Raw genomic sequence first — 21,955 nt, 5'->3', positions numbered from 1 at the left:
GCGGTCCCGATACCTCCCCACTTTTCTTCAAGGCCACGATGAATCCCCTTTTCGAACGGCTGATGCGCCAGGCCACCCGCCTGACGCGAACCGGCAACCTGCAGGAAGCGACGCGTGCGATCCAGCGCGCCCTGCGCGGATCTGCTGCTGCGGAATCCCCATCCACGCGCCCTGCCGACGCCGTGCCGCCATCGGCGCACGCGGCCAACGAGGACACGCTGGTCATCGACGTGGAATCGCGCTTCGTCGAACCGGCGCCCGCCAAGGCGGACACCCCATTCGCACCTTTCGCACCTTTCGCCCCGTCACCCCGAACGGAACCGGAATCGGAACCGGAACCGGAACCGGAAACCGAGGAGCAATGGATCGACGGTCTCTTCGCCCACCAGAACCGCTCCATCGCCTACAAGCTCTTCGTGCCCACCAAGGGTGCCGACACCCCGCGCCCCCTGCTGCTGATGCTGCATGGCTGCACCCAGCATCCGGAGGACTTCGCAGCCGGCACGCAAATGAACAATCTGGCGCGCGAACACGGCTTTCTCGTGCTCTACCCCGCGCAGACGCAGCACGCCAATTCGTCGAAATGCTGGAACTGGTTCAAGTCCCAGCACCAGCAACGCGATCGAGGCGAACCCGCCCTGCTGGCAGCGCTCACTCAATCGGTCATGGCCGCGCAATCGGTCGATCCGGCGCGCGTCTACGTCGCCGGGCTGTCGGCCGGCGGCGCGATGGCGGACATCCTCGGGCGCACGCACCCCGAACTGTTCGCCGCAGTCGGCGTCCACTCGGGACTTCCGAGCGGCTCGGCGAGCGACCTGATGTCGGCGCTGGCCGCCATGAAGGGCGGTCACGCCAAGGGCGCAACGCCCGGCCCGACGCCGCCGACCATCGTCTTCCACGGTGATGCCGACAGCACGGTCCATCCCCGGAACGGCGACCAGGTGGTCGCGGCCGCGCTGGCAGGGCGAGAGGACGGCATCGCGCCCGGCGCGCGGGAAGCCACCGGCACGTCGACGCGCGGTCGCACCTTCACCCGTCGCACCTATGCAAGCGCCGGCGGGCGTCCGGCGGTCGAGCACTGGGTGTTGCACGGTGCGGGCCACGCGTGGGCCGGCGGCAGTCCGCAGGGCTCGTTCACGGACCCCTCGGGACCGGACGCCAGCGCCGAGATGCTGCGCTTCTTCCTCCTGCACGCCAACCCGGCGGCCGGCATCGTTCACTGAGGCGACCCACACCGGCGCAAGCGCCGGGCTTACACGTGGTTGCCTCCCGTGCGAGATATTTGCCTTGGTTTGCAAGGCGGATGCCAGCGCGGAACCGCCCTCGCGCGTTGTATCCGACATGACGAAGGAACAACCATGAAACAACGCAGCACCCTGCTGCCAGGCCGCGCGGCCGCCTGGTTGATGGGTTTCGCACTGCTCCTGACGGGGCTGCAGGCCGCCGCCCAGCAGGATCCACCGGGTCGCGTCGGCCGACTCAACTTCCATCAGGGCGTGGTGAGCTTCTCGCCCGCCGGCGAGGACAGCTGGTACGAAGTCGTGCCGAACCGGCCGCTCACCACCGGCGACCGCCTCTGGACCGATCGCAACGCGCGCGCCGAGGTGTACGTGGGCTCCTCCGCGGTGCGGCTCGACGAGCAGACCAGCGTCACGCTTTCCGAGATCGACGACGACACCGCGCGCATCACCGCGTCGCAGGGCAGCCTGCAAGTGCGCGTGCGCGACGACCTCGCCGGCCAGCGCTTCGAAGTCGACACCGGGAACCTGGCCGTGGTCATCGACGCGCCGGGCGACTACCGCATCGAGACGGACCCGATCCAGGGCACGACGCGGGTTGCCGTGGCGGCGGGCAATGTCACGCTCTATGGCGAAAGCGGCGAATCCATGCCGCTGGCGGCGAGCCAGCAGATCACGACCTCCGGCCGGAACCTCGCGGCGGCGAACGGTGCGCCGATTCGGCAAACCGGCGAATTCGATCGCTGGGTCGCCGAGCGTGACCGCGTCGAAGACCAATCGGTTTCCGCTCGCTACGTGTCGCGCGACGTCGTCGGCTACCAGCAGCTCGATGCCTACGGCGACTGGCAGAGCGATCCCAACTACGGCAACGTGTGGTACCCCCGCGGCGTCGACACCGAATGGGCGCCCTATCAGGACGGCCAATGGGTCGATGTGGCGCCCTGGGGCTGGACCTGGATCGATGCCGCACCCTGGGGCTTCGCGCCTGCGCATTACGGACGCTGGGCACGCATCGGCCCGCGCTGGGGCTGGGTGCCCGGTCGGCCGCACGCGCGCCCGATCTATTCGCCTGCGGTGGTGGGCTTCGTCGGCGGCGCCAGGAACCCGAACCTGATCCCGGGCGGCCGGCGCGGCGTGGGCTGGTTCCCGCTCGCACCGGGCGAGACGTGGCGGCCGGGCTATCAGGCCAGCCAACGCTACATCGACGAGGCCAACCGCGCCGCGGCGATGCAACGAAGAGGCGGACGCGGCGGCTATGCCAACGCGCTGACGCCGGGCGCCGTCACTGTCGTTCCCACGGATGTCTTCGGCCGCGGGCCAATCGCGAGACGCGACGTCATCCGCGTGCCGCCGGAACGCATCGGAGGCGTGCCCGTGGGCATGGGGGCGCCGATCCCGCTGCGGGGCGATCAATCCCGCGGTCAGTTCGGCAGGCCCGCCGCCATCCTCCCACCCGTCGCATTGCAGGCACGGCAGCAGCAGCAACAGTTTCAGCAGTTGCAACAAATGCAGCAGGCGCAGCAGCAGATGCAACAAGCACAGCGGCAACAGTTCGAAGGACAGCAGCGCGCCGTCGGCCAGGCCGTGCAAGCCCAGCAGGCGCAGCAGTTCCAGCAGCTTCAACGGCAGCAACAGGAGGCCCAGCAACGTGCCGCTGGACAAGTGCAGCAGGCTCAGCAACTCCAGCAGGCGCAGCGTCAGCAGGTGGAAGTCCAGCAACGTGCTGCCGCCCAAGCGATGCAAGCGCAACAGGCGCAGCAGTTGCAGCAGGCACAACGCCAGGCACAGGAGGTGCAGCAGCGCGCAGCGGCCCAGGCGGCGCAGGCCCAACAGGCGCAGCAACTCCAGATGCAGACACAGCGACAGCAGCAGGAAATCCAGCAGCGCGCCGCACAGGCCCAGGCGCAGCAGGCACAGCAGGCACAGCAGGTGCAGCAGCAGCAACTGCAGGCCCTGCGCCAGCAACAGGAAATGCAGCAACGGGCCGCCCAGGCTCAAGCCCAACAGGTGCAGCAAATGCAGCAGCAACAGGCCTTGCGTGCGCAGCAACAGATGCAGGCGCAACAGCAGATGCAGGCACAGCATCAACAGATGCTGCAGGCCCAGCAGATGCAGCAACAGCAAGCGATGCGGCAGGCGCAAGAGGTGCAACAGCGCATGCTGCAGTCGCAGCAGCAGCAACTGCAGCAGCGCGCCGCCGACGCGCGGATGCCGCAACGCGCAGGCGTCCCAGGGCAGCGGGATCCGAACCAGCAACCCGATCGCCCATAGGCTCCTCGCAGCGGCTTCTCCTCCCGCCGGCTACAGTCGGCGCGAAGGAGTTCCCATGCGCACATTCGACTTCGACCTTTTCGTGATCGGTGGCGGAAGCGGCGGTGTGCGGGCGGCACGCATGGCCGCCCAGCGCGGCGCTCGCGTCGCGCTCGCCGAATGCGCCGAACTGGGCGGCACCTGCGTCAACGTCGGCTGCATCCCCAAGAAGCTCTACAGCTACGCGGCCGGCTATGCGGAATCCTTCGAGGAAGCGGCGGGCTACGGGTGGCACGTCGGCGAGCCGCGCTTCGACTGGTCGCGCCTCAAGGCCAACCGTGCGCGCGAGATCACGCGGCTCAACGGCGTCTACCAGAGCCTGCTCCAAGGCGCGGGCGTCCAGCTCGTCCAGGGCTGGGCGCAGCTCAGGGACGCGCATTGCGTGCAGGTCGGCGAAAAGCACTTCACCGCACAGCACGTGCTGATCGCGACGGGGGGCATGCCCTTCGTGCCCGAGATTTCCGGGCGCGAACACGGGATCGTCTCCGACGCGATGTTCGATCTCGAACCGTTTCCGAAGCGGCTGCTGGTGGTCGGCGGCGGCTACATCGCCTGCGAGTTCGCATCGATCTTCAACGGACTGGGCGCGAAGGTGACGCAAGTGCAACGCAGCGCGCACCTGCTGAACGAGTTCGACGAGGACGTTCGCCAGTTCGTGGCGAAGGAAATGGCGCGCACCGGCATCGACATCCGGCTCAACGCGGAGATCAGCATGGTGACGCGCCTGGAGAGCGGGCTGTGCGCCCTGCTCTCGCGCGGCCAGCGCGTGGAAGCCGACGCCATCCTCTTCGCGACCGGCCGTGTCCCCAATACCGAGGGCATGGGTCTCGAAGCCGCGGGCGTGGAGTTGGATCAGCGCGGCGGCGTGATCGTCGATGCGCATTACCGCAGTTCGGTGCCCTCGATCTTCGCGGTGGGTGACGTATCCACGCGGCAGCAGCTCACACCGGTCGCACTCGCCGAAGCGATGGTCGTGGTCGACACCCTTTTCGGGAAGGGCAAGCGGCAACTCGACTACCAATACACGCCGACGGCCGTTTTCACCCATCCGAACATCGGCACCTGCGGCTACACCGAGGCCGAGGCGCGCATGAAGCTGGGCAAGGTGACGATCTTTTCGAGCGAATTCCGCGCGCTGCGCCACACGCTGTCGGAAAGCAAGGAACGCACCTTCATGAAGCTGATCGTCGACAAGGCCAGCGACCGCGTGGTCGGGCTGCACATGGTGGGGCCCGATGCGGGCGAGATCGTGCAGGGCTTCGCGGTCGCGATGCGTTGCGGTGCGACGAAGGCGGACTTCGACAGCACCATCGGCATCCATCCCACAGTGGCGGAAGAGTTCGTGACCATGCGCGAACCTATGCCGTAGGGCTGGCTCGCCCCCAGGCTGCGCGCACTTCGTGTCGCTACGCCTACCCCCTACCGGGGGCAACACCGGCGGACCGGCAGAGCCGGATCCGCGGTGTTTCACGAAGGGGCCGGGCTGCGCCGGCCGTCGGCGGGGCGTCTTATTGCGGCAACGCTGGGTGCGCCACAATGGGCTATGCCTTACATGCCTGCCTTTATTGCGCCAGCCCGATTTACTGATCCAGACGCTGCTCTTGAGCAGGTCCGACAGATTTACAACGGGGGCTTGCAGCACCTTCGCGAAGCAATGCAGCGGTTCGTGGCCGGTGAAAGCCTGCCGGGGCGGGTGCGGGCCTGCTATCCGTTCGTGCGGGTGCACACGCACACTGTTTCGCGCAGTACGCCGGTTGCGAATGCAGGGTTGAGCTACGGGTTCGTTTCGGGGCCGGGGCGCTACGAGACGACGCTGACGCGGCCGGACCTGTTCTTGCGTTACTACCGCGAGCAGTTCAGGCTGTTGCTGGAAAACCATCGGGTGGAGTTGGAGATCGGCACCAGCACGCAGCCGATCCCTATCCACTTCTCGTTTGCGGAGAATGATCACATCGAAGGAACGATGTCCGCCGAACGACGCGCGCTGATGCGCGACGTGTTCGACCTGCCCGATCTGGGCGCGATGGACGACGGCATTGCCAACGGCACCTTCGAGGCCAAGCCCGGCGAGGCGCAGCCGCTGTCGCTCTTCACGGCGGCGCGGGTCGACTATTCGCTGCACCGGCTCCGGCACTACAGCGGCACGGCGCCGGAGTGGTTCCAGAACTTCGTGCTGTTCACGAACTACCAGTTCTACATCGATGAATTCGTGCGGCTCGGCCACGAGGCGATGACGGACGAGAACAGCGAATACATCGCCTTCATCGAGCCAGGCAATGTCGTCACCCGCCGCCGCGGTATGTCCCCGGGTTCGAGCGATCTGTACGGCGAACTGCTCGACGGCACGCAGGGCACGCCGCCGCCGCGCCTGCCCCAGATGCCGGCGTACCACCTGGTGCGCGAGGATTGCACGGGCATCACCATGGTCAACATCGGGGTCGGGCCGGCCAACGCGAAGACCATCACCGACCACGTCGCGGTGCTGCGGCCGCACGCCTGGATGATGCTCGGCCATTGCGCCGGCCTGCGCCAGGGGCAGCAGCTCGGCGACTATGTACTGGCGCATGCCTACGTGCGCGAGGACCACGTGCTGGACGAAGAGCTTCCGCTGTGGGTGCCGATTCCGGCCTTGTCCGAGATCCAGCTCGCGCTCGAAAAGGCGGTGGCGGAAGTCACGGGCACCCAGGGCACGGAGCTCAAGAAGATCATGCGCACGGGCACCGTCGCCAGCACCGACAACCGCAACTGGGAACTGCTGCCGGGCAACCAGCCGCAGCGGCGCTTCAGCCAGAGCCGAGCCGTCGCCCTGGACATGGAAAGCGCCACGATCGCCGCCAACGGCTTCCGCTTTCGCGTGCCCTACGGCACCCTGCTGTGCGTGAGCGACAAGCCGCTGCACGGCGAGATCAAGCTCCCGGGCATGGCCAACCAGTTCTATCGCGAGCGGGTCGAGCAGCACCTGCGCATCGGCATGGCTGCGATCGAGATCCTGCGGCAGGAAGGATCGAGTCGCCTGCACAGCCGCAAGTTGCGCAGCTTTGCCGAAGTGGCGTTCCAGTAGTCGCCCCCAGCCTCGCCCACTTCGTGTGGCTCTGCACCCCCTTCCGGGGGCAACCCCTACGGCCCGGCGGAGCCGGTTCCGTGGGGTTTCCGGGATTGGGGTCGCGGGCGCTCAGGCGCTGAAGAGTTCGGGCAATTCGCGTTGCGCCTTTGGCGTGAGCGCGAGGGCTCGGCCGTCCAGGTCTTGTCTTACCCAACCGCGGCGCAGCGAGAGTTGCAGCCACGCCGCGCCGAGCGCGCCGCCGAGGTGGGGTCGGCGCTCGCTCCAGTCAAGGCATGCGCAGGCAAAGCGGCGGCGCGTGCTGCGGGCGTTCGCTACATCGATGCCCAGGCTTTCGAGCGCCACGGCGCCTTCGGGGGTGAGGTCGTAGTCACCCTCCGAAACCTCCTGAAGCCAACCTTGCGCATGCAGTCGGTCATGCAGTGCGACGCCGGCCGTGCCGGCCATGTGGTCGTAGCAGGTGCGCGCGGAGCGCAGGCGGCTTGGCGTGTTCGGGCGGAATTCGTTGCGCGGGGCGCCGGCGACGACCAGCAGGCCTTCGAGCGCAGCGGCGACCTCGCTGCCGGCGAGGCGGAAGTAGCGGTGCTTGCCCTGCGCGACCACGTCGACGAGGCGCTGCTCCTTGAGGCGCGCCAGATGAGCGCTGGCGGTCGAGGCCGCGACCTCGGCGACGGTTGCCAGTTCGGTCGCGGTGCGGGCGTGTCCGTCCAGCAGGCAGCAGAGCATGCGGGCGCGGGCAGGTTCGGCAATCGCGCCGGCCACGCGCGCAAGGTGGGTGTCAGCCGTTAGTGCATCCATACTTCGATCGTAAACGAAGTGTGTGCGTTCGAAAAGCGCCAGACTGGCGGCATGAAACACATGGATCCGCCGGCCGATGCGATCGCCGCCGTCACTCACTGCAATCCCTATCCCTGGTACGCGACGCTGCGCAACGGGCCTCCCCTCGTCCGCGACGAACGGTTGCGCGTCTGGGTCGCGAGCCGTGCCGACGTCGTTCGCGAAGTACTGGCGAACGATGCGCTGCGCGTACGCCCGCCATCGGAGCCGGTGCCGGTCGCGATCACCGGCACACCCGCGGGGGAAGTGTTCGGGCGGCTCGTTCGCATGAACGACGGGGCGCCGCATTCGGCTTACAGGCCGGTGGTGCAACGCGCGCTGACGGGGCTCGATCTCTCCGCAGCGTACGCTGCCGCGCTCGGGGTCGCGAAGCGTGTGACGGTCGATTCGCTGTCCGATACCTGCTTCTCGTTGCCGGTGCGCTGCGTCGCCCACTTGCTCGGCTTCGCGGACAACGAGTTGCCCCGTGTCTCCGACTGGATGCGCAACTTCGTCGCCTGCCTCTCCCCCTTGTCGACCGCTGCTCAATTGGACGAAGCGAGCGAAGCCGCAGTCGCCCTCATGACGCGCTTCGAGCAATTGACCGCTTCCAGCCCCGCATCGCGGGGCACGCTCCTCGCGGCAGTGCAGGAACAGGTGCCGGGCGATCGCTCGCGAACTCTCCTTGCCAATCTCGTCGGCCTGATGTCGCAGACCTGCGAAGCGACGGCCGGACTGCTGGGCAACAGCCTGGTGGCGCTGGCGCGCGAACCTGCCCTTCGCCGACGGCTCGACGCGCACTGGGAACTGCTGCCCGCACTGGTGGACGAAGTGGCCCGGCACGATCCTTCGATCCAGAACACGCGTCGATTCGTCGCACAACCCACGACCATCGCCGGCATCGAACTCGCGCCGGGCGAGGCCATATTGCTGGTTCTCGGTGCCGCCAATCGTGATCCGTCGCTCAACCCCGCCCCGGCGACCTTCGAGCTGATGCGCGCGGAGCGCCGGACGCTGGGCTTCGGCCACGGCATCCATGCCTGCCCGGGACAGGCCTTGGCCTGCACCGTCGCCGCCGCCGGTCTGCAAGCGCTGCTGTCTCGTGGTGTCGCTACCGAAGCACTCCTGGAACGCGGCTGGGACTATCGGCCCTCCGTCAATGCGCGGATCCCCGCCTTTCATTGACCTCGGGCCAGCGCCCCGTCGGAGCCAGGAACGGCGACAGCATCGCAGGCCCCCATCGCAACGGCAGCGCCGCGGGCCGGTGGATCGCGGACACGACCTGCATTCGAAGCAGCCGCTCCGCGCCATCGAAGCTCGCGAGTTCCGGCCCGTCCCAGATCGTCTCGGCTGTCACGGCGAGCTGAAGCAGGTCACCGGTTTCGAAATCGATGAAGAGCAGGCCCGCGCGCGGATGCACGGCGATATTGCCCAGCGTGTTGAAGAACGAATTGCCGACGAAGTCCGGCATGGTGAGGGTGCCCTCGCCCGTCACGCGCACGAAGCCCGGCCGGCCGCCTCGATGCGATACGTCGACGCCGTGCGACGTGGCCGCGTCGCCAGCCGCAGGATGGGCGGTGGCGATGAACAAGGTGTCGGCGTTGCTCACCATCCGCCGTGCCGCCGCGTCCATCTGTTCGCTGCGCCGCGCATTCGAAGCTGCATGGCCAGTGCTCAAGAAGACGGGTTCACGCGCCTGGATGTACTTCGGGCAATTGCCGAAGCTCTGTTGCACCTCGACCGAGAAGCCTTGGGCATCGACCCGTTCAACCACCCCGTTCATGCGATTGCGCCGCCGCGTGTGCGGTTCGATGCCGAGCAGCCCGACGGGCGCGCCGGGCCGCAACGCCGCAGCCAGCGGGTCTTCCACGGACGGACGCGCATCGATGCGCAGGTGATGCTCGTCGGGTGAATGGGCGAATCCGGCCGGTGCCGCCAGCACACTCGCCCAAGGTTGATCTGCCGCATCAAGACCCCCTGCGATCAGGAAAGGCAGTTGCGGAAAGAAATCGCGATGCTGGTCCGGCATGTAGTCGCGAATCACACGCGGCCCGAGCATCGCCATGCGATCGCGCACGCCTGCGAGCGACTGCATGGCGAGTTCGCCCTCATGCCAGGGCGACGGGCCGACCTCCGGGGCGTTCATGCTGCGAGTCCGATGCGTGATGGCGCCATCGGCACGAAGCCGGGCAGCGCCTCGATGCGGGCCAGCCATCCGCGCACGCGGGGATAGGCTTCGAGCGAAACATTGCCCTCCGGCGAATGCGCGACATAGGTGTAGTTGGCGATGTCGGCCAGCGTCGCGGAAGCGCCCGCGAGGAACAGTTGATGCGCCAGCTCGCCCTCCATGATGCGGAGGAGATCGTGGGTGCCTGCGATCACGTCCGATGCATCCCGCGACTGCTTGAACAGCACGATCAGGCGCGCCGCCGAAGGTCCTGCTGCAAGCTGGCCAGCGGCGACCGATAGCCAGCGCTGCACCCGCGCCGCACCGAGCGGATCGCGCGGATACCAGCGCGCCGGCTCTGCGGCGTAGCGCTCGTTGAGGTAGACCAGGATCGCGTTCGAGTCGGCCAGGATCGCGTCGCCGTCCTCGATGACCGGCACCTGCCCGAAGGCATTGCGTCGCAGGAACTCCGGCGTGCGATGCGCACCCGCGCCCAGGTCTACCTCGACTGTTTCGAAAGGCAGTCCGAGCAGCGAGAGGAACAGCCTGACCCGGTGCGAATGGCCGGAGACGGACGAGCTGTAGACCTTGATGGGTTGGGCAGGGCGGGTGGCTGTCGTGCGGTTCTCCTGTTGCGATGTGAGCATTGATGGATTGTGTTTTCACGCGCCCGATGAAGTAATGGCTTCGAATGCAGTTGACTGCTGCGTTTTACGGTTTAATCGCGCCATGGACCGCCTCAAAGCCATGCAGACCTTCGTGCAGATCGCCGACCGGGGGAGCCTCACGAAAGCCGCCGACGCGCTCGACACATCGCTTCCTGCCGTGGTGCGCTCCCTTGCCGCGCTCGAGGCCCACCTGGGCGTGCGGCTCTTCCATCGCACCACCCGGCGCATCTCGCTCACGGAGGAAGGCCGCAGCTACCTGCTGAGCGCACGCGAGGTGCTGGCCGCGGCCGACGCGGCGGACCAGGCACTCACCGCCGACGCGGGCGAGCCCGCCGGGCAGCTCACCGTCACGGCACCCGTGCTGTTCGGCCACATGTACGTGTCGCCGGCCATCGTCAGGTTTCTCCAGCGCCACGAAAAGATGCGCTGCAGCGTGCTGCTGCACGACCGCAACGTGAACCTGCTGGAGGAAGGCATCGATGTGGGCATCCGCATCGGGGCGCTGGACGATTCTTCGCTGGTCGCACAGCAGCTCGGGAGCGTTCGCCGCGTGGTGGTGGCAAGCCCCGGATTCCTGCGGGAGCGCGGCACGCCGCGGCACCCGCGCGAACTGCTCGATGCCCATTGCGTGCGCATCCATCCGGGCGGCACGCCCCACTGGACCTTCCGCGACCAAGGCCGTCCACTCGCGATCGCGCCACGGGGCAACCTGGAGTTCAACCACATCGCACCGGCCGTGGAGGCCTGCGCGGCCGGCATGGGATTCGGCATGTTCTTCTCCTACCAGGTGCTACCGCTGGTGGCACAGGGGCGGCTCGTCATCGTGCTCGACGGATTCGAGCTTCCGCCGCGCCCGGTGAGCGTGATCTACCCCCATGCACGGCTGCTGCCAGCACGCACTCGCGCTTTCATCGACTGGATCAAGGGCGAGTTCGCTGGCTTGGAGGTTTAGATCGCCCCCAGGCTCGCGCACTTCGTGTCGCTCTCCACCCCCCTTCCGGGGGCAACCCCTGCGCCCCGGCGGAGCCGGTTCCGCGGGGTTCCTGGCTTTGGTTTCTCATGCGCCACAATGCCGCGGTGCCGAATCCGCTCTTCCACGCCAGCCACTTGCACAAGCGCTACGGCACGACCACCGTGGTGGACGACTTGTCGTTCGAGATCGCGCCGGGGGAATGCCTGGGCGTGATCGGGCCCAATGGCGCCGGCAAGACGACCACCATTCGCATGTGCCTCGGACTGACCGCGCCCGACGGCGGCACGATCGAGGCACTGGGCGGACTGTCGATGCCTAACGACGCGCGCGCCATCAAGGCGCAGCTCGGCGTGGTGAGCCAGTTCGACACGCTCGACCCCGACTTCTCCTGCGCGGAGAACCTGATGGTCTACGCACGCTACTTCGGCATGCGCCGCGCCGAGATCGCGCCGCGCATTCCGCAATTGCTGGAGTTCGCGGCGCTCTCGCACAAGGCCGACGCCAAGCCCGGCGAACTCTCCGGCGGCATGCGAAGGCGCCTGTCGCTTGCGCGCGCTCTGGTCAATGACCCGAAGCTGCTGATGCTCGACGAGCCGACCACCGGGCTCGACCCGCAGGCGCGGCATCTCATGTGGGAGCGACTGCAGGTGCTGCTGCAGCAGGGCAAGTCCATCCTGCTGACCACGCACTTCATGGACGAGGCCGAGCGCCTGTGTTCGCGCCTGCTGGTACTGGACCATGGCCGCAAGATCGCCGAGGGACGCCCGCGCGACCTGATCGCCGAATACCTGGAGCCGGACGTGGTCGAGCTCTACGGCAACGGCGCGCTCGAACTGGCGCAGTCGCCGTTGAAGGACTACGCTGCTCGCGTCGAGGTCAGTGGCGAGACGGTGTTCTTCTACACACAGGATGCGCGCGGCCTGATGGCGGCGCTGGGCGACCGCAGTGGGCTGCGCACCTTTCACCGCCCCGCCAACCTGGAGGATCTCTTCCTGAAGTTGACCGGTCGCCAGATCAGAGAGGATGGTTGATCCGCATGTCGAGCCTCGCTTCTGCTTCCCCTGCGCCACCGACGCGCTCCGTCTGGCGCCCGCCCGAGCTCTCGATGCGCTGGTGGCCGGTGTTCCTGCGCAACCTGCTGGTGTGGCGCAAGCTGGCGATCCCCAGCCTGATCGGCAACATCGCCGAGCCGCTGATCTGGCTAGTGGCCTTCGGCTATGGCATGGGCGCGCTGGTGGGCGAAGTGAAGGTCGACGGTACCAGCGTGCCCTACATCCTCTTCCTCGCGAGCGGCTCGGTCTGCATGAGCGCGATGAACGCGGCCTCGTTCGAGGCGCTGTATTCGGCCTTCTCGCGCATGCATGTGCAGAAGACCTGGGACGGCATCATGAATGCGCCGGTCGGCCTCGACGACGTGGTCATGGCCGAGATGCTCTGGGCAGCCTTCAAGGCGATCTTCACGACGACCGCGATCATGTTCGTGATGCTCGGGCTTGGCATCAGCCACAGCCCGAAGCTCTTCATCGCGTGGTTCGTGCTGGTGGGTGTGGGCATCACCTTCTCGTGCATCGCGCTGATCTTCAATGCGCTGGCGAAGGGCTACGACTTCTTCACCTACTACTTCACGCTGTTCATGACACCGATGATGTTCCTGTCGGGCGTGTTCTTTCCGCTCGATCAGTTGCCCGGCGTGGTGCGCGCGGTCTCCGCGTGGCTGCCCCTGACCAACGCGGTGGCACTGGTGCGGCCGCTCTTCATGGACCAGTGGCCGCCCGACTGGTGGCGACACGCTCTGGTGCTGGTGGTGTACACCGTCGCCGCGTTCTGGATCGCGCTTGGACTGACGCGCAGGCGCTTCCGGGCCTGAGGCCGCGCTTGTCCCGCGTGTGACTGCAAACAGGAGCCCCGCTCCTAGACTGCATCGGCGACTTTCACAACGAGGAGACAACATGAAGCGGATCTTCGGCGGCGCCCTGCTGGCGTCGGCATTCCTGCTCGGCGCATGCACCACGACGCCGCCCACCCGGCCCAACGCCTGGGCCGCGCCCGAGGCGATCGTGGCGCCCTCTTCGTTCTCGGGCGTGCACGGGCTCGCAATCGACCGGCAGGGGCGGCTGCTCGCAGGCTCGGTGGTCGGCAACACCCTGTGGGAGGTCGATCGCCAGACCGGCGCCGCGCGCGTGCTCATCAAGAGCGTCGAGGGGCAGGCCGACGACATCGCGGTCGGCCCCAAGGGCGAGCTGGCATGGACCAACTACCTGATGGGCATGCTGCGCACGCGCGACAACGACAACGCGCCGATGCGCGTTCTCGCCAAGGACCTGCCCGGCCTCAACTCGCTCGACTTCGACCGCCGCAACGGCAAGCTCTACGCCTCGCAGGTGTTCCTGGGCGATGCGCTGTGGGAGATCGATGTCGCAGGCCAGAAGCCCCCACGCCTGATCAAGAAGGACATGGGCGGCTTCAACGGATTCGAGGTCGGGCCCGACGGCATGCTCTACGGCCCGCTGTGGTTCAAGGGCCAGGTGGTGAAGATCGATCCGGCCAACGGCGCCATGACGGTGATCGCCGACGGCTTCAAGATTCCCGCCGCCGCCAATCTCGACGGCAAGGGCAACCTGTGGGTGGTCGACGCACGTAGCGGCGAACTGGTCCGCGTCGAACTGGCGACGGGCCGCAAGACCGTCGCGAAGCAGCTCAAGCCGTCGCTCGACAACCTCGCGATCGCGCCCGAGGGCATGATCTACGTGTCGAACATGGCCGACAACTCGGTGGAGGCGTTCAATCCCGCGACCGGCGAGTTGCGCCTGCTCACCGGCGGAAAGCTGGCAGTGCCGGCCGGCGTCAAGATCGATGGCAACGACCTGTGGGTGGCCGATATCTTCGGCTTCCGCCAGGTCGACGCCACGAGCGGCGCGGTGCGCGACGTCTTCCGCATGCAGCGCGATCCGGAACTCGAATACCCGTTCGCGGTCGGCCTGTCGCCCACGCACTTCGCGCTGACCTCATGGTTCACGGGCACGGTACAGCTCGTGGACCGTAAGACCCTCAAGACCACCGCTGTGCTGCACGGCCTGAAGGCGCCGGTCGACGCCATTCCCATGCCAGACGGCAGCGTGATCTACGCCGAGATCGCGACCGGCAGCGTGACCCGCGCGAGCGGCCCGAAGTTCGAGACGAAGGAAGTCATCGCCAGCGGCCTTGCGGGACCGGTGCAGATGATCATGGGCAAGGATGGCGCACTCTACGTGACCGAAGCCGCGGGCAAGCTGACGCGCATTCCGCTCGATGCGAGCGCTCCGCTGCGTGCCGTTGCAGAAGGTCTGGCCATGCCGGAAGGCGTGGCGCAGACGCCGTGGGGCACCTTCATCGTCGCGGAAAGTGCCGCCCGGCGGCTGGTGGAGATCGACATCGCGAGCGGCACGCGCCGCACCGTCGCCGAGAACCTGCCGATCGGCCTCGAAGGCGGGCCGGGGATGCCGCCGCCCTACGTGCCGACAGGTGTGGCGGTCGGCAGCGACGGCACGATCTACATGACGGCCGATCGCAACAACGCGCTGTATCGGATCCGACCGCAGCGCTAGTCAGCCGGCGGTGCCGCAGTACGCCGTCAACGCCGTCGCCAGGTGCGCGAAGGTCGCGCGCACCCTTCGCATGCGCCGCAGGTCCTCGTGCATGGTGACCCAGGTCTCGAGTTCGTAGCAGAACGCCTTCGGGAGGACGGGCACCAGCGACGGATCGCGGCGGGCGATGCCTTTCTGGCAGATGCCGATCCCGAGGCCGGCACGGATCGCACCCAATTGCGCAAGCTGGTTGTCGCTGCGGCAAGTGAACATCGAGCGCTTCAGGTCCAGGCCGAGCGCACGCAATGCGCGCAGATCGGCCGTCTCGCGATCGGGTCCGATCAGCGCGAAGCGGCCAAGCTCCTCCAGCTTCTTCGGCGTGCCGTGCTTCCGCAGGTAGTCTGCCTTCGCATAGAAACCCAGCTCGACAACGCCTACGCGCGTGGCGACGACCGAAGCCTGGGTCGGCCGCACCATGCGCACCGCGATGTCGGCCTCGTGCCGCAGCAGGTCCTCGTTGCGATTGGTGAGGCTGAGCTCGAACACGAGGCCCGGCTGCGCAGCTTGCAGGTCAGCCAGCATCCCGGGCAGCACTTCCGCGCCCACCACGTCGCTGGCGGTGATGCGGACCGTGCCCGAGGCAGCGTCGGTGTCCGCCGAGGCCGCCCGCGCGAAGGCGTCGGCCGCCGCGGCCATCGTCTCGGCATGGGTGCCGAGCTCCCGCGCCGCGTCGGTCGGCGTCAGGCCGCTGGGGGATCGGATGAAAAGCGCCACGCCGATCGAGCGTTCCAGCGCCTCCAGCCGCCGGCGGACGGTGGGCTGGGCGATGTCGAGCGCCCGCGCCGCGCCTGACAGGCTGCCCTCGCGAAGGACGGCCAGAAAGGCGCGTTGGCTTTCCCAGTCCAGTGGATTTAGGTTCATACATTTCATACTAGCCGATGAGATGGTTATGACAATTGTGCTTATCACCCCCTGCCTCAAGAATCGAGCCTTCACGAAAGGAATCGGTCATGGAACGAGGTACGGCATTGGTGCTCGGCGCGACGGGCGGTATCGGTGGCGAGACGGCGGCGGCGCTGCTGCGGCGCGGCTGGAAGGTGCGGGCGCTGGCGCGCGACCCGGCGAAGGCTGCGGCTCAGTGGCCCGAGGGCATGGCACGTCCCGAATGGGTGGCGGGCGATTCGCTCGACCCTGACAGCGTCGTCGCCGCAGCCCGCGGCGCATCGTTGATCGTCCATGCGGTCAACCCGCCGGGCTACCGCAACTGGAAGACGCAGGTGCTGCCGATGCTGGAGAGCACAATCCGCGCGGCAGAAGCCTCCGGCGCGCGCATCGTGCTGCCGGGCACGGTCTACAACTACGGCCCCGATGCCTTCCCCGATCTCGTCGAGCACTCGCCTCAGCATCCGCGGACGCGCAAGGGCGCGATCCGCGTGCAGATGGAGCTGCGGCTGCGCGAAGCCGCCGGACGCGGCGTGCGGACGCTCATCGTGCGAGCAGGCGATTTCTTCGGCCCGAGGTCCGGCAACAACTGGTTCTCCCAGGGCCTGGTGAAGCCCGGCCGGCCGCTCGCCGCCATCGCCGACCCCGGTCGTCGCGGCATCGGGCATCAGTGGGCCTATCTGCCCGACGTCGCGGAAACCATCGTCCAGCTCGTCGAACGCGACGGTGCGCTCGCGGCCTTCGACACCTTCCACATGGCCGGACATTGGGATGCAGATGGCGCGCAGATGCAGTCCGCCATTCGTCGGGCAAGCGGCCAGCCCGATCTGCCGGTCCGGCGCTTTCCCTGGTGGCTGGTCACCGTGGCCTCGCCCTTCGTCCCCGTGTTCCGCGAGTTGCGCGAGATGCGCTATCTCTGGCGGCAACCGGTGCGCCTGCGCAACGCGCGGCTCCTGTCGGTGCTCGGGAGCGAGCCGCACACGCCGCTCGACACCGCGGTCCGCGCGACGCTCGAAGGCCTCGGCTGCGTGCAGCGCGCGCCGACGGGCGCACTGACCATGAGCCTGTAGCCACTTCGCGCAAGCACCGCTTGCAGGTCGGGCCTAGAGTCGGCGAAGCTGACACAGGACCGACCGGAGACCAGGCATGCAGTACACCCACGAACACCTCGAGATCCAGAAGACGATGCGTCGCTTCATCGACGAGGAAATCAATCCGCACGTGGATGAGTGGGAGGCCGCGGAAAGCTTTCCGGCGCACGATGTGTTCAGGCGGCTCGGCGCGCTCGGACTGCTGGGGCTCAACAAACCGGAGGCGTACGGCGGGTCCGGCCTCGACTACTCGTACGCGATGGCGCTCGCCGAGGCGCTGGGCCACGTGAGCTGCGGCGGCGTGCCGATGGCGATCGGGGTGCAGACCGACATGTGCACGCCGGCCCTGGCACGCTTCGGCAGCGATGCGCTGCGGCGCGAGTTCCTCGTGCCTGCGATCGCGGGCCAGACCGTCGGTTGCATCGGCGTGAGCGAGCCCGGCGCGGGCAGCGACGTGGCCGGCCTCAAGAGCCATGCGCGCAGGGATGGGGACGACTACCTCATCACCGGCCAGAAGATGTGGATCACCAACAGCCTGCAGGCCGACTGGATGTGCATGCTGGTCAATACCGGCGACGGCCCCGTGCATCGGAACAAGTCGCTGGTCATTGTGCCGATGGACAGCCCGGGCATCGAGAAGGCGAAGAAGATCCGCAAGATCGGCATGCATTCGAGCGACACGGGCCTCATCTATTTCGACAACGTGCGCGTGCCGCAGCGCTACCGCATCGGCGAGGAAGGCCAGGGCTTCGTCTACCAGATGCAGCAGTTCCAGGAAGAGCGCCTGTGGTGCGCCGCAAGCTCGCTGGAGCCGCTGGACGACTGCATCGCCGAGACCATCGAATGGGCGCAGCAGCGCAAGCTCTTCGGCGGCACGCTCGCCGACCAGCAGTGGGTACAGTTCAAGTTGGCCGAGCTCAAGACCGAGGTCGAGGCGCTGCGTGCCCTCACCTACCGGGCCTGCGATCTCCATGTGCAGGGGCAGGACGTGACCGAGCTGGCCTCGATGGCGAAGCTCAAGTGCGGCCGGCTCACGCGCGAGGTGGCCGACACCTGCCTGCAGTTCTGGGGAGGCATGGGCTTCACCTGGGAGAACCGCGTGTCGCGGCTGTACCGCGACGGCCGGCTCGCCTCGATCGGCGGAGGCGCCGACGAGGTGATGCTCGGGATCCTCGCGAAGACGATGGGCATCGCGAAAAAGCCGCCGCGGGAGTGACGGCGTTCAGCGCGCCGCGGCGCGCAGCTTGTCCTTCTTGCTGGGCCGCTTGCCCTTGATGCCGCCGGTACCTGCCGGCGCTGGCGCTGCCGTTTCCACCGGTTCGAAACCGGCCACCCGCTCGCGCGGCACGTTGAGGCCCTGGCGCTTTTCGATGAGCCTGAAGTGCGCTTCCGTGGCCGCGCCGACGAAGCTCACGGCCAATCCGCTGGCGCCCGCGCGGCCGGTGCGGCCGATGCGGTGCACGTAGTCGACGGCCGAACGCGGCAGGTCGTAGTTCACGACCACGGGGAGCTGGGCCACATCGATCCCTCGTGCCGCGAGATCGGTCGCGACGACCACCTGCACGCGGGAGGCCTTGAAGTCGGCGAGCACCTGGGTGCGCTTGCCTTGGCTGAGCTCGCCGTGGAAGGGCTCCGCTTCGATGCCTGCCTTGCGCAGCTTGTCGGCCACGATCTCCGACGCGTGCTTGGTGGCGACGAAGACCAGCACGCGCGTCCAGCCGCTGTCCTTGACGAGTTGGCGCAGCAACTGCGTGCGCCGCGCGGCATCGACCTCGATCGCGCGTTGCTGGATCGCAGGCTCATCGGCCGCTTCGGATTGCACGTCGACGCGCACCGGATCATGGAGCAGGCCCTCGGCCAGCGACTGGATGGCCTGTGGGAATGTGGCTGAGAACAGCAGGTTCTGGCGCTGCTTCGGCAGCAGCGCCAGGATGCGCCCGAGTTCCTCCGCAAAGCCGAGGTCGAACAGGCGATCGGCCTCGTCGAGCACGAGTGTCGACACCGTCGACAGACGCAGCGCGCGATGGTCGATGAGGTCCAGCAGCCGGCCCGGGGTGGCGATCATCACGTCGGCGCCACCGCGCAGCGCCATCATCTGCGGGTTGATGGACACGCCGCCGAAGGCGACCGCGATCTTGAGCGGCGCGGGCAGATGCTGCGCCAGGCTGCGCATCGACTCGCCCACCTGCGCAGCCAGTTCGCGGGTGGGCACGAGAATCAGCGCCTGCAGTCGACGCGGCGACTGGCGGGGCTCGCTCGCCAGCCGCTGCAGCAGCGGCAGCGAGAATGCCGCCGTCTTGCCCGAACCGGTCTGGGCTGCGCCCAGCAAGTCGCGCCCTTGCAGGATCGCCGGGATGGCTTCGAGCTGAATGGCCGTGGGCGCGACGTAGCCCTTTTCAGCGGCGGCGCGCGCCAGGGCGGCATCGAGACCCAGGGATTGGAATGGCATGGACAGGTGGGCCCGAATGGAATCGGTGAATGAAAAAAGCGGGGTTCGCAGGGATGAGGGAGCATAGCCACCATGAACCCTGAGGACCTCGAAAAGCTGGTGACGCGCGAAATGCCTTTCGGCAAATACAAGGGCCGGGTGATCGCCGACCTGCCCGGAAACTACCTCACCTGGTTCGCGCGCGAGGGATTTCCCCCGGGGGAAATCGGGCGTCTGCTCGCGCTGATGCACGAAATCGATCACAACGGTCTCAAGGCGCTGCTGAATCCGTTGCGAAAAAGGTCCTGAACGGCTTTTGCGTCGCAAATACGGCGCAATCAGATACAAATGGGTTCAAAAATTAAAAGCATTTCACCCAAAAGTTCCGTAGTGACGGACAATGCCGGGACGTCGCGGTCACATCTGCTGCCCGCGCGTGATCCGGTGATCGGAAAGTTTCGCGCCACAGCGCTATTAGTTTGTTGTGATTCTGGGACTCCATCGCTTTGTTTGTTAGGTTTGATTAGGAGTCCCACCATGGGCAAGAAACTCTACGTAGGCAACCTCGCCTACTCCATCCGCGACAACGACCTGGAACAGGCCTTCGGCCAGTACGGCTCGGTCGCCAGCGCCAAGGTCATGATGGAACGCGACAGTGGTCGCTCCAAGGGCTTCGGCTTCGTCGAAATGGGCACCGACGCGGAAGCGCTGGCTGCCATCGAAGGCCTGAACGGCCACGCACTCGACGGCCGCAGCCTGACCGTCAATGAAGCCCGTCCGATGGAGCCCCGCTCGCCCGGCGGCTTCGGCGGCGGCGGTGGCCGCAGCGGCGGCGGTGGTGGTTACGGCGGTGGCGGCGGCGGCGGTTACGGCGGCGGCGGTGGTGGTGGCTACGGCGGCGGTGGCAACCGCAGCGGTGGCGGCGGCCGCGGCGGCTACTAAGCCCTCGTCAGCGCACATGCAGAAAGGCTCCTTCGGGAGCCTTTTTCATTGGGCGCCTCACGCCGGTACGTGGAAGTCCGTACAGTAGAAGTCAGCCAGCCGTCAGGGGCAGAAGACGACCCTCGACCTCGTTAGAAGTTCATCAACGAGGGTCGAGACAATGCGTATCAAGAGTCAGGCTGACTTCTTTTCAGGAGTCATGTTCACCACGGTGGGAGCGGCGTTCGCCATCGGCGCCACCACCTACAACATCGGCGACGGCGCCCGCATGGGGCCGGGCTACTTCCCGCTCATGCTGGGCATCCTCCTGGCCGTTCTCGGCGCCCTGGTGATGTTCCAGTCGCTGGTGGTCGAGACGGTCGACGGCGACCGGATCGGCAAATGGGCCTGGAAGCCGCTGTTCTTCGTCATCGTGGCCAACCTCGCTTTCGGCGTGCTGCTCGGCGGCCTGCCGAGCATCGGCGTGCCGGCGATGGGCATGATCATCGCGATCTACGCGCTCACCATCATCTCCAGCCTCGCGGGCGAGCATTTCAAGCTGCGCGACGTGCTGATTCTCTCGACCATCCTGGCAGCAGGCAGCTACGTGGCGTTCATCTGGGCGCTCAAGTTGCAGATCCAGGTCTGGCCCACCTTCATTTCGGGCTGAGGAGACCTTCATGGATCTGATTCACAACCTCGCGACCGGCTTCGGCGTCGCGTTCACGCTCACCAACCTGTTGTATTGCCTGGTCGGTTGCATTCTGGGGACCCTGATCGGCGTGCTGCCGGGCATCGGCCCCGTCGCGACCATCGCGATGCTGCTGCCCGCCACGTACGCGCTGCCGCCCGTGTCGGCGCTGATCATGCTGGCCGGCATCTACTACGGCGCGCAGTACGGCGGCTCCACCACCGCCATCCTGGTGAACCTGCCGGGCGAATCGTCCTCGGTGGTGACCTGTATCGACGGCTACCAGATGGCACGGCAGGGCCGGGCGGGTCCCGCGCTGGCGGCCGCCGGCCTGGGCTCGTTCTTCGCGGGTTGCGTCGGCACGCTGATCCTGGCGGCTTTCGCCCCGCCGCTGACCGAACTGGCCTTCAAGTTCGGTCCTGCCGAGTACTTCTCGCTGATGGTGCTCGGCCTGATCGGCGCCGTGGTGCTGGCTTCGGGTTCGCTGCTCAAGGCGGTTGCGATGATCGTGCTGGGCCTGCTGCTCGGCATCGTCGGCACCGACGTGAACTCGGGTGTCGCGCGCTTCAGCTTCGACATCCCTGAACTCACCGACGGCATCGGCTTCGTGGTGATCGCCATGGGTGTGTTCGGCTACGGCGAAATCATCGGCAACCTCTCGCAGCCCGATGAAGAGCGCGAAGTGTTCACCTCCGAGGTGAAGGGCCTGTGGCCGACCAAGGCGGACTTCAAGAACATGGCGCCGGCCGTCCTGCGCGGAACCACCCTGGGCTCTGCCCTCGGCATCCTGCCGGGTGGCGGCGCGCTGCTGGCCTCGTTCGCGGCCTATGCGCTGGAGAAGAAGATCCGCATGCGCCCTGGCGAAGTGCCTTTCGGCAAGGGCAACATCCGCGGCGTGGCATCGCCCGAGTCGGCCAACAACGCCGGTGCGCAGACTTCCTTCATCCCGCTGCTGACGCTGGGCATTCCGCCCAACGCCGTGATGGCGCTGATGGTGGGTGCGATGACCATCCACAACATCCAGCCCGGCCCGCAGGTGATGACCAGCAACCCCGAACTCTTCTGGGGCCTGATCGCCTCGATGTG

20 protein-coding genes are annotated in these 21,955 nt (G+C 67.3%); 15 read left to right on the top strand and 5 right to left on the bottom strand.

The annotated features are described in order from the left end of the window. Positions 1-38 precede the first annotated feature (38 nt). The 4 genes from AC1D3B_RS09425 (at position 39) to AC1D3B_RS09410 (ending at position 6,609) form a co-directional block, all read left to right on the top strand. Complete coding sequence (locus AC1D3B_RS09425) at positions 39-1,223, top strand: extracellular catalytic domain type 1 short-chain-length polyhydroxyalkanoate depolymerase (protein ID WP_478190399.1); 1,185 nt, start codon at positions 39-41, stop codon at positions 1,221-1,223. A 135-nt stretch (positions 1,224-1,358) separates the two neighbouring features. Continuing rightward, the gene (locus AC1D3B_RS09420; protein ID WP_478190398.1) at positions 1,359-3,509 is read left to right on the top strand and encodes a DUF6600 domain-containing protein; all 2,151 of its coding nucleotides are present in this window, start codon (positions 1,359-1,361) and stop codon (positions 3,507-3,509) included. Between the two features lie 55 nt (positions 3,510-3,564). Then, positions 3,565-4,917 carry a glutathione-disulfide reductase gene (gorA, locus tag AC1D3B_RS09415; RefSeq protein WP_478190397.1) on the top strand — a complete coding sequence of 451 codons (1,353 nt, stop codon included), beginning with the start codon at positions 3,565-3,567 and terminating at the stop codon, positions 4,915-4,917. Between the two features lie 174 nt (positions 4,918-5,091). Further along, positions 5,092-6,609 carry an AMP nucleosidase gene (locus AC1D3B_RS09410; RefSeq protein ID WP_478190396.1) on the top strand — a complete coding sequence of 506 codons (1,518 nt, stop codon included), beginning with the start codon at positions 5,092-5,094 and terminating at the stop codon, positions 6,607-6,609. Between the two features lie 111 nt (positions 6,610-6,720). Here AC1D3B_RS09410 and AC1D3B_RS09405 read toward each other — a convergent pair whose 3' ends face one another. Next, positions 6,721-7,407, bottom strand: coding sequence for an ArsR/SmtB family transcription factor (locus AC1D3B_RS09405; protein WP_478190395.1), 687 nt, complete (start codon positions 7,405-7,407; stop codon positions 6,721-6,723). 51 nt (positions 7,408-7,458) lie between these two features. Between AC1D3B_RS09405 and AC1D3B_RS09400 the strand changes: the two genes are divergently transcribed. Then, complete coding sequence (locus AC1D3B_RS09400) at positions 7,459-8,610, top strand: cytochrome P450 (protein WP_478190394.1); 1,152 nt, start codon at positions 7,459-7,461, stop codon at positions 8,608-8,610. On the opposite strand, the gene AC1D3B_RS09395 is transcribed toward AC1D3B_RS09400, so the two are convergent. Next, on the bottom strand, positions 8,582-9,571 hold the full coding sequence (locus tag AC1D3B_RS09395) for a flavin-nucleotide-binding protein (protein ID WP_478190393.1): 990 nt from the start codon (positions 9,569-9,571) through the stop codon (positions 8,582-8,584). The genes AC1D3B_RS09400 and AC1D3B_RS09395 overlap by 29 nt on opposite strands. Then, complete coding sequence (locus AC1D3B_RS09390; protein WP_478190392.1) at positions 9,568-10,239, bottom strand: glutathione S-transferase family protein; 672 nt, start codon at positions 10,237-10,239, stop codon at positions 9,568-9,570. The genes AC1D3B_RS09395 and AC1D3B_RS09390 overlap by 4 nt, the downstream gene beginning before the upstream one ends. 82 nt (positions 10,240-10,321) lie before the next feature. Between AC1D3B_RS09390 and AC1D3B_RS09385 the strand changes: the two genes are divergently transcribed. From AC1D3B_RS09385 to AC1D3B_RS09370, 4 genes are all read left to right on the top strand, one after another. Continuing rightward, positions 10,322-11,212: a LysR family transcriptional regulator gene (locus AC1D3B_RS09385; RefSeq protein WP_478190391.1), complete on the top strand. Its 891-nt coding sequence runs from the start codon at positions 10,322-10,324 to the stop codon at positions 11,210-11,212. 107 nt (positions 11,213-11,319) lie between these two features. Beyond that, positions 11,320-12,264: an ATP-binding cassette domain-containing protein gene (locus tag AC1D3B_RS09380; RefSeq protein ID WP_478190390.1), complete on the top strand. Its 945-nt coding sequence runs from the start codon at positions 11,320-11,322 to the stop codon at positions 12,262-12,264. Between the two features lie 5 nt (positions 12,265-12,269). Further along, positions 12,270-13,100 carry an ABC transporter permease gene (locus AC1D3B_RS09375; RefSeq protein ID WP_478190389.1) on the top strand — a complete coding sequence of 277 codons (831 nt, stop codon included), beginning with the start codon at positions 12,270-12,272 and terminating at the stop codon, positions 13,098-13,100. A gap of 82 nt (positions 13,101-13,182) precedes the next feature. Continuing rightward, a complete protein-coding gene (locus AC1D3B_RS09370) occupies positions 13,183-14,817 on the top strand; it encodes a Vgb family protein (protein ID WP_478190388.1) in 1,635 nt (544 codons plus the stop codon). On the opposite strand, the gene AC1D3B_RS09365 is transcribed toward AC1D3B_RS09370, so the two are convergent. Next, entirely contained in the window at positions 14,818-15,717 is a 900-nt protein-coding gene (locus AC1D3B_RS09365) for a LysR family transcriptional regulator (protein ID WP_478190387.1), read from the bottom strand. An 89-nt stretch (positions 15,718-15,806) separates the two neighbouring features. On the opposite strand from AC1D3B_RS09365, the gene AC1D3B_RS09360 reads away from it, so the two are divergent. Then, on the top strand, positions 15,807-16,808 hold the full coding sequence (locus tag AC1D3B_RS09360) for an NAD(P)H-binding protein (protein WP_478190386.1): 1,002 nt from the start codon (positions 15,807-15,809) through the stop codon (positions 16,806-16,808). 76 nt (positions 16,809-16,884) lie between these two features. Next, complete coding sequence (locus tag AC1D3B_RS09355) at positions 16,885-18,045, top strand: acyl-CoA dehydrogenase family protein (RefSeq protein ID WP_478190385.1); 1,161 nt, start codon at positions 16,885-16,887, stop codon at positions 18,043-18,045. 6 nt (positions 18,046-18,051) lie between these two features. Here AC1D3B_RS09355 and AC1D3B_RS09350 read toward each other — a convergent pair whose 3' ends face one another. After that, positions 18,052-19,278 carry a DEAD/DEAH box helicase gene (locus AC1D3B_RS09350; RefSeq protein ID WP_478190384.1) on the bottom strand — a complete coding sequence of 409 codons (1,227 nt, stop codon included), beginning with the start codon at positions 19,276-19,278 and terminating at the stop codon, positions 18,052-18,054. A 72-nt stretch (positions 19,279-19,350) separates the two neighbouring features. Between AC1D3B_RS09350 and AC1D3B_RS09345 the strand changes: the two genes are divergently transcribed. The 4 genes from AC1D3B_RS09345 to AC1D3B_RS09330 form a co-directional block, all read left to right on the top strand. Further along, complete coding sequence (locus AC1D3B_RS09345; protein WP_478190383.1) at positions 19,351-19,566, top strand: DUF3820 family protein; 216 nt, start codon at positions 19,351-19,353, stop codon at positions 19,564-19,566. A 228-nt stretch (positions 19,567-19,794) separates the two neighbouring features. Next, positions 19,795-20,199 (top strand): RNA recognition motif domain-containing protein, encoded by a 405-nt coding sequence (locus tag AC1D3B_RS09340; RefSeq protein WP_478190382.1) that lies wholly within the window; start codon positions 19,795-19,797, stop codon positions 20,197-20,199. A gap of 160 nt (positions 20,200-20,359) precedes the next feature. Further along, entirely contained in the window at positions 20,360-20,848 is a 489-nt protein-coding gene (locus AC1D3B_RS09335; protein WP_478190381.1) for a tripartite tricarboxylate transporter TctB family protein, read from the top strand. A gap of 10 nt (positions 20,849-20,858) precedes the next feature. After that, positions 20,859-21,955: tripartite tricarboxylate transporter permease (locus AC1D3B_RS09330; RefSeq protein WP_478190380.1), on the top strand; the 1,097-nt coding region annotated here is incomplete at its 3' end.

The organism is Variovorax sp. P5_A3 (genome assembly GCF_056400665.1).
This window is presented reverse-complemented; position numbering and strand designations above follow the sequence as displayed.